This window comes from Stenotrophomonas sp. GD03819, from assembly GCF_029841665.1.
In the GTDB taxonomy this organism is placed as follows: Bacteria; Pseudomonadota; Gammaproteobacteria; order Xanthomonadales; family Xanthomonadaceae; genus Stenotrophomonas; species Stenotrophomonas geniculata.
In genome coordinates this window covers 1-13,169 of sequence record NZ_JAOCEW010000011.1, presented here as the reverse complement: position 1 = coordinate 13,169, position 13,169 = coordinate 1, and the positions used below count along the sequence as shown (strand labels likewise).

The following is a 13,169-nucleotide window of genomic DNA, read 5'->3' as shown; positions in this document are numbered from 1 at the left end:
GTGCGCGCAGCCGGTGCAGGTCGGCATCACGGCGCCTTGGCCGCGTGGTCCAGCGCGAAGTTCAGCGTCACCACGTTCACCCGCGGCTGGCCGAACAGGCCCCACTGGCGGCCTTCGGTATGCGCCTGCACCAGCGCTTGTACGCGCGCCACCGGCAGGCCACGGGCACGCGCTACGCGTGCCACCTGCAGCTGAGCCGCCGCCGGCGACAGCTGCGGATCCAGGCCGCCTGCGGACTGGGTGACCAGATCCGCAGGCACCTGCGCCGGCGCGACACCTTCGCGTGCGGCTACCGCAGCCGTGCTGGCAGCCACGCGCTCGGCCAGTGCCGGGTTGCTGCGCGCCATGTTGGAACCGGCCGCGGCCATCGGGTCGTAGTTGGCGGCCGACGGGCGCGCCTGGAAGTAGCCGTCACCGGTGAACGGCTGCGACAGCCATGCCGAGCCGCGTACCTGGCCGTTGCCATCGCGCAGCAGGCTGCCCTCGGCCTGGGTCGGGTAGGCCAGGCCGGCGAAACCGGTGGCGATACCGGCGTAGACCGCGCCGGCCAGCAGCAGCGTGGCCAGGCCCAGGCCGATCGCCGGGCGCCAGCTTGCGCCCTCCTGCAGGCTGGCCACGCGGGCCTCGGCTTTCTGTTCGCGGGGAAGGGAAGACGAAGTGGAAACAGTACGGTTCATGCGCCGAATACCAGGACAAGAAGGAGGTCGATCGCCTTGATTGCCGCGAACGGCAGCAGCACGCCGCCGAGGCCGTACACCAGCATGTTCCGGCGCAGCAGCGCCGTTGCGGTGGCCGGGCGGAAGCGCACGCCACGCAGGGCGAGCGGAATCAGGGCGGGAATCACCAGGGCGTTGAAGATCAGCGCCGCCAGCACGGCGTTGCGCGGGCTCGACAGCTGCATCACGTTCAGTGCGGCCATGGTCGGAACGGCAGCGGCGAACAGCGCCGGCAGGATCGCGAAGTACTTGGAGACGTCGTTGGCCAGCGAGAAGGTGGTCAGCGCGCCGCGGGTGATCAGCTGCTGCTTGCCCACTTCCACCACCGCCAGCAGCTTGGCCGGGTCCGAATCCAGGTCGACCATGTTGCCGGCCTCTTTCGCCGCCTGCGTGCCGGAGTTCATCGCCAGGCCGATGTCGGCCTGGGCCAGCGCCGGGGCGTCGTTGGTACCGTCGCCGACCATCGCCACCAGGCGGCCACCGGCCTGCTCCTGGCGGATGCGCGCCAGCTTGTCTTCCGGCCGCGCTTCGGCGATGTAGTCGTCCACACCGGCCTCGGCAGCGATGGCGGCGGCGGTCAGCGGGTTGTCACCGGTGATCATCACCGTGCGGATGCCCATCGCCCGCAGCTGCGCGAACTTCTCGCGCATGCCGTGCTTGACCACGTCCGACAGCTCGATCACGCCCAGCACGTGGCGGCCCTCGGCCACCACCAGCGGGGTGGCGCCGTTGCGCGCCACCTGCTCGACGCGACCTGCAAGTTCCGCAGGCACGTTGCCACCCAGCGCCTGCACGTGAGCACGGATCGCATCGGCGGCACCCTTGCGGATCTGCCGCCCATGTTCCAGGTCCACGCCGGACATGCGGGTCTGGGCAGTGAAGGCCAGGTAGTCGGCATGGTTCGGTTCGGCGGTGGCGCAGCCCTGTTCGCGCGCAAGGCGCACGATCGACTTGCCTTCCGGGGTCGGGTCGGCCAGCGAAGACAGCAGCGCCGCTTCACGCAGCTGGCTGGCATCGATACCGGCCAACGGATGGAAGTGGCTGGCCTGGCGGTCGCCGTAGGTGATGGTGCCGGTCTTGTCCAGCAGCAGCACGTCGACGTCGCCGGCCACCTCCACCGCCTTGCCCGACTTGGCCAGCACATTGGCGGCCAGCGCACGGTTCATGCCGGCGATGCCGATGGCCGGCAGCAGCCCGCCGATGGTGGTCGGGATCAGGCACACCAGCAGCGCGATCAGCAACAGCGGGTCGACCTTGACGCCCACGGAGGCGCCGATCGCAGGCAGCGTCGCCACCACCACCAGGAAGGTCAGCGTCATCGCCGCCAGCAGCAGGGTCAGCGCGATCTCGTTCGGGGTCTTCTGGCGGTTGGCACCCTCCACCAGGGCAATCATCCGGTCCAGGAAGCTGTGGCCCGGCTCGGCGGTCACCCGCACGATGATCTGGTCGGACAGCACCTTGGTGCCGCCGATCACACCGGAACGGTCGGTGCCAGCCTCGCGCAGCACCGGTGCCGATTCGCCGGTCACCGCCGCTTCGTTGATGGTGGCCAGGCCCTGCACGATCTCGCCGTCGGCCGGCACCAGCTCACCGGCACTGACGATCACATGGTCGCCCGGGCGCAGTTCGGCGGCGGGTACCTGGGTTTCGGCCGCGCCCGGCTGCGGCGCAGCCAGCCGGCGCGCCACCAGATCCTGGCGGGCACGGCGCAGCGAGGCGGCCTGGCCACGGCCGCGGGCTTCGGCCACCGCCTCGGCGAAGTTGCCGAACAGCACGGTCACCAGCAGGATCGCGGTCACCGCCAGGCCGAAGCCCAGCGGCGCATTGCCGGTCAGGGTGACGATCGCTGCCACGATCGTGCCGGCCATCACCACCGCCATCACCGGGCTGCGCACCAGATGCATCGGCGACAGCTTGCGCACCGCCTCGATCAGCGCACGGCGCAGGCCGGCGGCATCGAGCAGGGCAGGGCGCGGCGCATGGGAACTACGGGTTGAACTTGCATGACTACTCATGGGGGTGTCCTCAGTGCAGTCCCAGGCTCAGGTGGTCGGCAATCGGGCCGAGTACCAGCGCCGGCATGAACTGCAGCACGGTCAGGATGACGATCACCGAGACCAGGGTCAGGGCGAAGGTCGGCGTTTCGATCTGCAGGCTGCCGGCAGACTCCGGCGCCTGGCGCTTGGCGGCCAGCTGTGCGGCCACCACCAGCGGGATGATCAGCAGTGGGAAGCGGCCCAGCAGCAGCACCAGCGAGCAGCTCAGGTTCCACCACAGCGTGGCGTCACCCAGCCCTTCGAAGCCCGAACCGTTGTTGGCATAGGCCGAGACGTATTCGTAGAAGACCTGGCTGATGCCATGGAAACCGGGGTTGGACGTGCCCGCCAGGCCGGGTACGGCCAGGGTGATCGCGGTGAACACCAGCAGGGTGATCGGCTGCAGCAGCACCAGCAGGGCCAACAGGCGGACCTGTGGCGTCTCCAGCTTGCGGCCGAACAGTTCCGGCGTGCGCCCGGTCATCAACCCGGCCAGGAACACGCCCAGCAGCAGGTACACGATGAACTGCTGCAGGCCACAGCCAATGCCGCCCCAGATCGCGCTGACCAGCATGTTGACCATCGCGATGCCGCCACTGAGCGGCGCCAGCGAATCGTGCATGCCGTTGACCGAGCCGTTCGAGACCTGGGTGGTCACCGCCGCCCACAGCGCAGTGCCGTCGGCACCGAAGCGCACCTCTTTGCCTTCCATCAGCAACGGCGTGGCGGCGCTGGCGCTATGCCCTTCGCTCCACATCATCGCGCCGGTGGACAGCAGCGACATGCCCAGCATGCAACTGAACACCAGGGCGCCGAAGCGGCGCCGGCCGGTGAACGCGCCGATCATGAAGATCACCGCCATCGGCACCAGAAGGATGCCGACGATCTCCAGCGCGTTCGACAGCGGGGTCGGGTTCTCCAGCGGGAAGCTGCTGTTCGGGCCGTACCAGCCGCCACCGTTGGCACCCAGCTGCTTGGCCGCGACCATTGCCGCCACCGGACCCAACGGCAGCTTCTGTCCGGCCATGCCGGCGCTGGCATCGATCGGCGTGGCCTGTGGCCCACCGGCCATCGTCGACGGCACGCCCTGGCTGGTCAGCACCAGTGTCCACACCAGGCACAGCGGCAGCAGGAAGCGCACGCACAGGCGCACCACGTCCACGTAGTAGTTGCCCACCGCCACCTGGCGGTCATCGCCGCTGCCGGTGGCGGCCGCAGCCTGCGGCGCACGCGAGAACAGCGCGCGCAGTGTCGCTACCGCCAGCGCCAGGCCCATCATCGGCGTCACCACCTGCAGGCCGGTGATGCCGGTCATCTGCGAGAGGTAGGACAGCTGCGCCTGGCCCGAATAGTGCTGCTGGTTGGTGTTGGTCAGGAACGAGATCATCGTGTGCAGCGCGGTGTCCCAGCGCATGTTCGGGATCTGATCCGGATTCAGCGGCAGCCAGGCCTGGGTCATGAACACCGCCTGGGTCAGCACCGCGACCACCACGTTGCTCAGGACGAAGGCCAGCACGTAGCCGCGCCAGGACATCGAACGTGCCGGATCAACACCGAACATCCGGTACAGCGGCTTCTCGATCCAGTGGAACAGCACGTCGACCTTCATCGGCGTGCCACGCATCACGCGGGCCAGGTACAGGCCCAGCGGCCACGCCAGCAGCAGGCTGGCGGCAATAATCACAAGCATCTCAGTCATGGCCGGCTCCGCTCAGAACGACTCGGGCCGCAGCACGACATAGAGAAGATAGGCGGCGGCGACCAGCACCAGCACGCCACACAACAACGACAGCCAGGGGGACATTGCAATAGCGTCCTGGTGGAACCCCTCCACCTCAGGTCGTCATCGTCGTCCTGCCGCCCATAAACGCACTACGCGCCGGACCGGGCCGACGCGTAAAGAGTGCATAAATTTCGTGGGCCAGGCCGTAACCAGGCGCCGCCTACTGTAGAGCCGAGCCCATGCTCGGCTGCTCTTTCCCAAGGTCACGCGGAGCCGAGCATGGGCTCGGCTCTACAAGCGAATCACGGGGCCTGGCTCGCCGGTGCCACGCCCTTCAGCTCGCGGTAGCGCTGCAGCGTGCTGTCGATCTCGGCCTTCAGCGCCTGCTGCTGCTGCAGGAACCCGGCCTGCAGGCGCTGCTGCGCCTGCAGCTGCACGTGCCGCTGGCGGATCGCCCCGGCCTGCTTGTCGGCCACCTTGCCACCGGCCAGTTCACGGTCGCCGGCGGCCGACAACAGGGCCACCAGCGACTCGCGCAGGCTGGTGACGTTGTACTCGGCCGTCTTCAGGTTGTTGTCCAGCACTTCCTGGCGCTCGGCGAACACCCGGCGCAGATCGTCCTCGCTGCCATAGGTGGTCAGCATCGCCTGCTCGGTGCGCTGGCGGGTCTGCTCGGCCATCAGGTCCAGCTGCTGCTGCGCGGCCACCGTGCTGGCGGCGGCACGCTCTTCGTCGGTCAACGCGCGCTGGACCTGCGCATTGCGCAGGCCACTTTTCGCGTTGAATTCCTCGCGGGCATGGTTGACCGCATCGGCCGGCAGCGAATCACTGCAGATCCGCTCCTTGCCCTCGTTCCAGCAGTACAGCTTCTTCTCCACCTTGTCGCCACCCCGCGACTGCGCCGGCAGCGTGAACGGCACGGCCAGCAGCAGGCCGGCAAAGAGAACAGCAGGAACTCGGGACATGACCTTTCCCCTGGTCGGTCAGCGGATCGAACGGACGCCGTACTGGGCCCGGTAGGCTTCCAGCGGCTGCCGGTAGCCCACAAGTTCCGGGTTGCCGGAGGCGAAATCAAGCAGATCGGCCAGCGATGCCACGGCGATCACCGGAATGCCGGCCTCCTCTGCCACCGACTGTGCCGCCGAACGGCGATCGGTTTCCGAAGCGATCTCCTGGCGGTCAAGCGCCACCACGATGCCGGCCGGGGTGCCACCGGCAGCGCGAATGATGCCCAGCGCTTCGCGGATCGCGGTACCGGCGGTGATCACGTCGTCGACGATCAGCACGCGCTTGCCATTCATGTCGGCGCCGATCAGCTGGCCGCCTTCGCCATGGTCCTTGGCTTCCTTGCGGTTGAACGACAGCGGCAGGTCGCGGCCACGCTGGGCCAGCTCACAGGCCATCGCGGTGGCCAGCGGGATGCCCTTGTAGGCCGGGCCGAACACCACGTCGTACTTGATTCCGGTGGCATCGATGGCATCGGCGTAGCAGGCGCCAAGCTGCGACAGCAGCGAACCGGAGTCGAAACGACCGGCGTTGAAGAAATAGGGGCTCAGCCGGCCGGACTTGAGGGTGAACTGGCCGAAGCGCAGGGCGTCGGCGGTCAGGGCCAGCTGCAGGAAACGGTGGCGGTGGTCGCTCATCAAAACTCGATTCATCTTCATTTGGAGCATAAATCCTAATCCAGCTGGGCGTTTCGCGCTCGTCCGGACCCGTGTGAAGGGCGTCGCGGCCTGGCCGGGCAGACTGCGCAGCCCCGCGGGCAACCGGTATGCTTGCCCGGTTTCCTGTCGTAGGTCCCTTGCATGCGCATCATCAGTTTCAACGCCAATGGCATCCGTTCCGCCGCGACCAAGGGCTTCCTCGACTGGTTCCGTGCCCAGGACGCCGACGTCCTGTGCATCCAGGAGACCAAGGCCCAGGAAGACCAGCTGACCGACCCGATGTTCCGTCCAGACGGGCACCACTGCTTCTATCGCGACGCCATCACCAAGAAGGGCTACAGCGGCGTGGCGATCTACAGCAAGCGCGAGCCGGACCAGGTCATCACCTCGCTGGGCTGGGCGCCGTTCGACGACGAAGGCCGCTACATCGAGGCGCGCTACGGCAACCTCAGCGTGGTCTCCTTCTACATCCCGTCCGGCAGCTCGGGCGACCTGCGCCAGGGCTTCAAGTTCGAAGTGATGGAATGGCTGCGGCCGATCCTGGAGGAGTGGGCGCGCAGCGGCCGCGACTACGTGCTGTGCGGCGACTGGAACATCGTGCGTTCGGCGCTGGACATCAAGAACTGGAAGTCCAACCAGAAGAATTCCGGCTGCCTGCCGGAGGAGCGCGACTGGCTCAACGCCCTGTGCGCCGACCACGGCCAGGCCACGGATGTCGCCGCCGGCCGTGGCTGGGCCGATGCCTACCGCCTGCTCAACCCCACCGGCGAGGACTATACCTGGTGGAGCAACCGCGGCGCCGCCCGTGCGAACAACGTCGGCTGGCGTATCGACTACCAGTTCATCACTCCGGGCCTGCGCGACAAACTGCGTAGCTGTTCGATCTACCGCGACGAGCGCTTCTCCGACCACGCCCCGTTCACCGTGGACTACGACCTGTGACCGAGGCCGCCAAGCCGCGCCGACCGTGGCAGCAGGTGTTGTCCAACCTGAGCCAGCGCAAGGTGCTGGCGATGCTGCTGCTCGGTTTCAGTTCGGGCCTGCCCATCTATCTGGTGGGCAACACGCTCGGCTTCTGGATGCGCAAGGAAGGCATCGAGCTGAGCACGATCGGTTTCCTGTCATGGGTCGGGCTGGCCTACACCATGAAGTTCCTGTGGGCGCCGATCGTCGACAAGACCGACGTGCCTCTGTTCGGTCGTTTCGGCCGCCGCCGCGGCTGGATGCTGCTGTCGCAGCTGGTCGTAGTGGTGGGCCTTGTCGGCATGGCGCTGGTCCAGCCCAAGGGCGGCCAGATCCAGTTCCTGGGCATCGCCTGGCAGCACATCGTCGTGTTCGGCGTAATGGCCGTGATCGTGGCGTTTGCTTCGGCCACCCAGGACATCGTCATCGATGCCTGGCGCATTGAAAGTGCTGACAACAGCGAGCAGCTTGGCCTGCTGACCTCATCCTCGGCATTGGGCTACCGCACTGCCTTGCTGGTCACCGATGCGCTGATCCTGATCATCGCGGCCCGTGTTGGCTGGCAGGTCTCCTACGAGATCATGGCCGTGCTGATGGCGCTTGGCGTGGTAGCCGTGGTCATGGCCCGTGAACCCGCGCGGGAAGTGGCTGCCGTGCAGGCACAGGCGACCTCCCTGTGGACGCCGCGCGGCCTGTTCGACGCCGTGGCGGGGCCGTTCATCGCCTTCGTCCGCGAGCATCGCAGCGGCGCGATCCTGATCCTGGTGGCCATCAGCGTCTATCGCATGGCCGACTTCGTCATGGGGCCGATGGCCAACCCCTTCTATGTCGATCTCGGCCTGGACGAGGACACCGTGGGCGCCGTGCGTGGCTCGGTGGGCCTGGTCGCGACCTTCGTCGGCATTGCTGCGGCGGGCCTGGTCTCGGTTCGCTGGGGGGTGCTGGCGGCGCTGATGGTGGGTGCCGTGCTGGGGCCGGCCTCCAACCTCGCATTTGCCTGGCTGGCCTATTCGGGCCCAGACACGACCCATTTTGCTGTGGCCATGGCCATCGACAACTTCGCCAGCGGTTTCGCCGGTACGGCGCTGATCGCCTATATGTCCAGCCTGACCAGCATCGGATACACCGCAACCCAGTACGCGCTGCTGAGTTCGTTCTACGCGATGCCCGGCAAGGCGCTCAAGGGGCTCTCGGGGTGGTCGGTACAGACGCTCGCACAGGGCCGGACGCTGCTGGAAGGCTACGCGCTGTTCTTCGTCGGTACCGCGCTGGTGGCGATCCCGGTGGTGATCCTCTGCGCCCTGCTGATCCTGCAGCAGCGCCGTCGCCAGGCCTCCAGCTCGACCTGATTGCCTGCCCGTCCGGTCTGCGGGATCATCGCCCCGACGCGCCGAGGGGGCGGTGCCTTGCGAACGGGGAAGCGAGCATGGCCGACGTTGTGCTGCGGGACCTGGACCCGCTGCTGCTGGAACGCATCAAACGCGTCGCGGTCGCCCGCGGCTGGACCCACGAACAGACCTGCGCCGCTTTGCTGGAGCAGGGCCTGTTCAGCAGTGAACTGGAGGTCCGCTCCGGCTTCGGTGATCCCGAAGTGGACGCGCTCTCCGACGCCATCGCCGCCCTGCAGGCCTTGCCCGCAGGGCAGGGCTTCGATTAGCGGCCGCGCCGCAATGCTGTAGAGCCGAGCCCACGCTCGGCTGCCCGGTAGATCCACGCCATGCGTGGATGACGCCACCTCACGCCAGGTGGATCGCCCCGAGGATCCGCGGCCCCTTGGCCCCGGTCACGCTCGGCAGGTTGCCGGCCAGCCCGTCCATCGTCCGCTGCGCCAGCCACGCAAAGCCCATGGCCTCCACGTACTCCGGGTCCAGCCGGTGCACCGCGCTGGATTCCACCTGCACCCCCGGCAGCCGCGCCGCCAGCCGTTTCATCAGCTGCCGGTTGCGTACGCCGCCACCACAGACCAGCAGGCGCCGGGTCTGTGGCTGCTGCGCCAGCAGCGCATCGGCCACGGTTGCCACGGTCAGCTCCAGCAGGGTGGCCTGCACATCGGCGGCAGCGTATTGGCCTTCGCCCATGTGCCCCTCGGCCCAGGCCAGGTGGAACTGCTCACGGCCGGTGCTCTTCGGCGGTGGCAGCGCGAACCACGGGTCCGAGCGCCAGCCGGCCAGCAGGCCCTCGTCTACCGCGCCACTGGCAGCGTACGCACCATCGGCATCGAAGGTGCGGCCGGTATGGCGCTGGCACCAGGCATCCATCAGCGCGTTGGCCGGGCCGGTATCGAAGCCGCGCACTGCGCCTTCGCGCGGGATCAGGGTCAGGTTGGCGATGCCGCCCAGGTTCAGCACCGCACGGTCCTCATCGGCGGCGCCCAGCATGCCCAGGTGGAAGGCCGGCATCAGCGGCGCACCATGGCCCCCGGCGGCCACGTCACGGCGGCGGAAGTCGGATACCGTGGTGATCCCGGTCAGCTCGGCGATGCGGTTGCCATCGCCCAGCTGCACGGTGAAGGCGGGGGTGGCCAGCGGGCGATGGCGCACGGTCTGGCCGTGCGAGCCGATCGCGCGGACCTGGCTGCGGTCCACGCCGGCCTCGGCCAGCAGTTGATTGGCGGCTTCGGCGAAGTTGATCGCGATCCGGGCGTCCAGCTCGCCCAGCTCCTCCAGCGAGTCCAGCGGTCCGCCTTCGCCCAGCGCCACCAGCCGCGCACGCAGCACAGGCTCCCAGCGGGCGGTCAGCCCGTGCACGAAGCGGCAGCCTCCGCCAGCGGGGAACTGCACCAGCGCGGCATCGATGCCGTCGGCGCTGGTGCCCGACATCAGGCCAAGGTACAGGGGGGCGTCAGCGTCGGCAGTCGTGTTCATGGCGGGCATAAAAAAAGGACGCGGCAAGCTTGGGCTGCCGCGTCCTTCTTCGTCAACGCAGGGGTTCAGCCGCGCTTGCGGCCGGTCGCCTGCTTGTCCTTGGCGCTGGCCACCTCGGGGGCGGCCTCGTCGCGGCTGGTCGGTGCCGGGCTGGCGTCGGCGTAGATCAGCTTCTCCATGCCCTGGATGCGGGCCATCGCCGGTGCGGTCTGCGCGCGGAAGGCGACCAGCTCGGCGCCCTTCAGCGGCTCCGGCGGCGGCATGGTCACGGTCAGCGGATTGCGGTGCTCGCCGTTGACGCGGAATTCGTAGTGCAGATGCGGGCCGGTGGCCAGGCCGGTCGAGCCGACATAGCCGATCACCGTGCCCTGGGCCACGCGCTGGCCGGTCTTGATGTTCGCAAAGCGCGACATGTGCCCGTACAGGGTGGTGTGGCCGCGGCCGTGGTCGAGGATCACCACGTTGCCGTAGCCGCGCTGCACGCCGGCGAACTGCACGCGGGCATCGCCGGCGGCCATGATCGGGGTGCCGGTGCGCGCAGCGTAGTCCACGCCCTTGTGCATGCGCATCTTGCCCAGCACCGGGTGCTTGCGCGCGCCGAAAGTCGAGCTCAACCGCGCGAACGGGATCGGCATGCGGATGAAGCTTTTCTTCAGCGAACGGCCGTTGATGTCGTAGTACTCGGACTTGCCGTTGCGGTCGAAGCGGAAGCCGGAATAGGTCTTGCCACCGGTGGTGAAGGTCGCCGCCAGGATCTTGCTGGTGTCCACCTTCTCGCCTTCGCGCCAGGTTTCATCCATCACCACGCTGAAGCGGTCGCCCGGCTGCAGGTCCTTCGAGAAGTCGATGTCGTACTTGAAGATGTCGTCGGTCATCGTCGCGATCGCCGACGGCGACAGCCCGGCGCGTCGGGCCGCGGCATACAGTGAACTGGTGATCTCGCCGCTGGTGACCACGGTGCGCGTGGAGGTCTCGCGCTGGGTCACCTTCTCCTTGATGTCGTCGCCGGTCAGGCTCAGTTCCACCCGGTTGTCGGCATCCCGGTCGAAACGGATGCTGCGCAGGTCACCGGACAGCGGCATGTCAAAGGCGATCTCGGCGCCCGGGCGGAGCTTGGTCAGCGCCTCGCGTGCACCGGGGTGGTCCAGCACCCGGTGCAGGGTGGTGGCCGGGATGCCCGCCTTGTCGAACAGATCGCTCAGGGTCTGGCCGCGCTCCACGCGCAGCACCTGCCAGCTATCACCGGGCACCTGCTGCTGGCGGGCCATGGTCAGCGGCGGCAACGGCAGTGCCAGGCTGGTATGGCTGTCGGCAAAGGGGGCGTCGATGGTGTGCGAGAAGCCCGGGACGATCGTTGCCACCAGGGCGCCGATGGTCGCGAACAGGCTGGCATGCATCCAATGGCGGCGGGTCCAGCGCTCATTGAAGGCGGCGGGAAGATGTTGCCTGAGCTTCCGATGCAGGGCGTTGTCGTGCAGGACGTGGAGGCGTTCCTGGAAGCGCTGCTTGCGTGCGCGGCCTTGTTCGGAATTGTGCATCGGCGGTTTTTTCCTGGCAGCCCGGGAGCGCGGGCCTGATCGCCGGTTACCATAGACACCTGAGAAAACCGCGTCAAACCCTTGTGCCCATTGGCTTTTGTGAAGCCAATCGGGTTAACTTTGCTTTAACACCCCACACAAGAATCGGCGTTGCCGGGAGTAGTCACGTGTCCTCGATTGAAGAAGCCCTTGCCCTGATCGGCCGCGGTGCCGACGAGATCCTCAAGCTCGAGGATCTGCGTGCGCGCCTGCAGGAAGGCCGTCCGCTGCGGATCAAGGCCGGCTTCGACCCCACCGCGCCCGACCTGCACCTGGGCCATACGGTGCTGCTGAACAAGATGCGCCAGTTCCAGGACCTCGGCCACCAGGTCGTTTTCCTGATCGGCGACTTCACCGGCATGATCGGCGACCCGTCCGGCAAGAGCCTGACCCGCAAGCCGCTCAGCCGCGAGGATGTGCTGGCCAACGCCCGTACCTATGAGGAGCAGGTGTTCAAGGTGCTGGACCGCAGCCGTACCGAAGTCCGCTTCAACTCGGAGTGGTTCGGCAAGATGGGCGCGGCGGACATGATCCGCCTGGCCGGCCAGCACACAGTGGCGCGCATGCTCGAGCGCGATGACTTCGCCAAGCGCTACGCCGCCCAGCAGTCCATCGCCATCCACGAGTTCCTGTACCCGCTGGTGCAGGGCTACGACTCGGTGGCCCTGGAGGCCGACGTCGAGCTGGGCGGTACCGACCAGAAGTTCAACCTGCTGATGGGCCGTGGCCTGCAGGAACATCACGGCCAGAAGCCGCAGGTGGTGCTGACCATGCCGCTGCTGGAAGGCCTGGACGGCGTCAACAAGATGTCCAAGTCGCTGGGCAACTACATTGGCATCAGCGAGCCGGCCATCGACATCGTCACCAAGACCATGAAGGTGGACGACACCCTGATGTGGCGCTGGATCGAGCTGCTGTCCTTCGACATCAGCCAGGCCGAAGCCGTGCAGCTGCGCGAGCAGGTGGCCACTGGCGGCCTGAACCCGCGTGTGGTCAAGCTGCGCCTGGCGCGTGAACTGGCGACCCGCTTCCACGACGCTGCGGCGGCCGAGCAGGCGATCGCGGGCTGGGAAGCGGCGGTAACCGGGCAGGGTGACATCACCCAGCTGCCGTTGCAGGACGTGGCGATCCCGGCCGAAGGCCTGCGCATCGCCGCACTGCTGACCGCGGCCGGGCTGACCCCGAGTAATTCCGAAGCCAACCGCAAGCTCAAGGAGCGGGCGGTGAAAGTGGACGGCGAAGTGGTGGAAGATGGCCAGCAGGTGCTGCAGCCGGGCTTCGAAGGCCTGCTGCAGGTCGGCAAGCGCACCTTCGCCCGCGTGCGCCTGGTCGCTGGCTGACACCAGGGAAGGGCCGGCGCAGCCGGCCCTTCCTTGATGCTCTTGTAGAGCCAAGCCCGCGCTTGGCTTGCTCTTCGAGCGGTCCTCCCCCAGCGCGACGGCTGAACAGATGCAACATCCGGTGAAAAAAGTCGCCACACCCCCTTCACAAACGATGGGAATAGGGACATACTTCTCCTCCCCCGTCGCAGGGGTCGCCACCAAGGGGCTTCAGCGACAACAGGGCGCCCACCACCGCCGAACGAGATGATCGAACGAAGGTGTTGACGGACTGAAAAAGTCTGGC

At 67.7% G+C, this 13,169-nt stretch carries 12 protein-coding genes; 4 read left to right on the top strand and 8 right to left on the bottom strand.

The window, feature by feature from the left end; all coding sequences use genetic code 11:
• Positions 1 to 26 precede the first annotated feature (26 nt).
• The 6 genes from kdpC to pyrE all read right to left on the bottom strand — a co-directional run bounded on the left by kdpC (position 27) and on the right by pyrE (position 6,118).
• Positions 27 to 677, bottom strand: a complete 651-nt coding sequence (kdpC, locus tag N5D45_RS08325; RefSeq protein WP_143994446.1) for a potassium-transporting ATPase subunit KdpC — start codon at positions 675 to 677, stop codon at positions 27 to 29.
• Entirely contained in the window at positions 674 to 2,731 is a 2,058-nt protein-coding gene (kdpB, locus tag N5D45_RS08320) for a potassium-transporting ATPase subunit KdpB (RefSeq protein WP_057503979.1), read from the bottom strand. The genes kdpC and kdpB overlap by 4 nt, the downstream gene beginning before the upstream one ends.
• Before the next feature lie 10 nt (positions 2,732 to 2,741).
• The gene (gene kdpA / locus N5D45_RS08315; RefSeq protein ID WP_010486881.1) at positions 2,742 to 4,451 is read right to left on the bottom strand and encodes a potassium-transporting ATPase subunit KdpA; all 1,710 of its coding nucleotides are present in this window, start codon (positions 4,449 to 4,451) and stop codon (positions 2,742 to 2,744) included.
• Between the two features lie 12 nt (positions 4,452 to 4,463).
• Positions 4,464 to 4,556, bottom strand: coding sequence for a potassium-transporting ATPase subunit F (locus N5D45_RS08310; RefSeq protein ID WP_005407770.1), 93 nt, complete (start codon positions 4,554 to 4,556; stop codon positions 4,464 to 4,466).
• A gap of 221 nt (positions 4,557 to 4,777) precedes the next feature.
• Positions 4,778 to 5,440, bottom strand: coding sequence for a hypothetical protein (locus N5D45_RS08305; RefSeq protein WP_279938732.1), 663 nt, complete (start codon positions 5,438 to 5,440; stop codon positions 4,778 to 4,780).
• 18 nt (positions 5,441 to 5,458) lie between these two features.
• Positions 5,459 to 6,118 (bottom strand): orotate phosphoribosyltransferase, encoded by a 660-nt coding sequence (pyrE, locus tag N5D45_RS08300; protein ID WP_010486876.1) that lies wholly within the window; start codon positions 6,116 to 6,118, stop codon positions 5,459 to 5,461.
• A 162-nt stretch (positions 6,119 to 6,280) separates the two neighbouring features.
• Between pyrE and N5D45_RS08295 the strand changes: the two genes are divergently transcribed.
• The 3 genes from N5D45_RS08295 to N5D45_RS08285 all read left to right on the top strand — a co-directional run bounded on the left by N5D45_RS08295 (position 6,281) and on the right by N5D45_RS08285 (position 8,759).
• Entirely contained in the window at positions 6,281 to 7,081 is an 801-nt protein-coding gene (locus N5D45_RS08295; RefSeq protein ID WP_005420469.1) for an exodeoxyribonuclease III, read from the top strand.
• Positions 7,078 to 8,451: a muropeptide MFS transporter gene (locus N5D45_RS08290; RefSeq protein WP_049455489.1), complete on the top strand. Its 1,374-nt coding sequence runs from the start codon at positions 7,078 to 7,080 to the stop codon at positions 8,449 to 8,451. The genes N5D45_RS08295 and N5D45_RS08290 overlap by 4 nt, the downstream gene beginning before the upstream one ends.
• Before the next feature lie 77 nt (positions 8,452 to 8,528).
• A complete protein-coding gene (locus N5D45_RS08285) occupies positions 8,529 to 8,759 on the top strand; it encodes a hypothetical protein (RefSeq protein ID WP_005407775.1) in 231 nt (76 codons plus the stop codon).
• Positions 8,760 to 8,838: 79 nt separating this feature from the next.
• Here the strand turns inward: N5D45_RS08285 and N5D45_RS08280 are convergent, their stop codons facing one another.
• Both N5D45_RS08280 and N5D45_RS08275 read right to left on the bottom strand, forming a co-directional pair.
• Complete coding sequence (locus N5D45_RS08280) at positions 8,839 to 9,966, bottom strand: anhydro-N-acetylmuramic acid kinase (protein WP_279938731.1); 1,128 nt, start codon at positions 9,964 to 9,966, stop codon at positions 8,839 to 8,841.
• A gap of 65 nt (positions 9,967 to 10,031) precedes the next feature.
• The gene (locus N5D45_RS08275; RefSeq protein WP_010486866.1) at positions 10,032 to 11,504 is read right to left on the bottom strand and encodes a peptidoglycan DD-metalloendopeptidase family protein; all 1,473 of its coding nucleotides are present in this window, start codon (positions 11,502 to 11,504) and stop codon (positions 10,032 to 10,034) included.
• 167 nt (positions 11,505 to 11,671) lie between these two features.
• Between N5D45_RS08275 and tyrS the strand changes: the two genes are divergently transcribed.
• Positions 11,672 to 12,883 carry a tyrosine--tRNA ligase gene (gene tyrS / locus N5D45_RS08270; RefSeq protein ID WP_049480350.1) on the top strand — a complete coding sequence of 404 codons (1,212 nt, stop codon included), beginning with the start codon at positions 11,672 to 11,674 and terminating at the stop codon, positions 12,881 to 12,883.
• Positions 12,884 to 13,169: the final 286 nt, after the last annotated feature.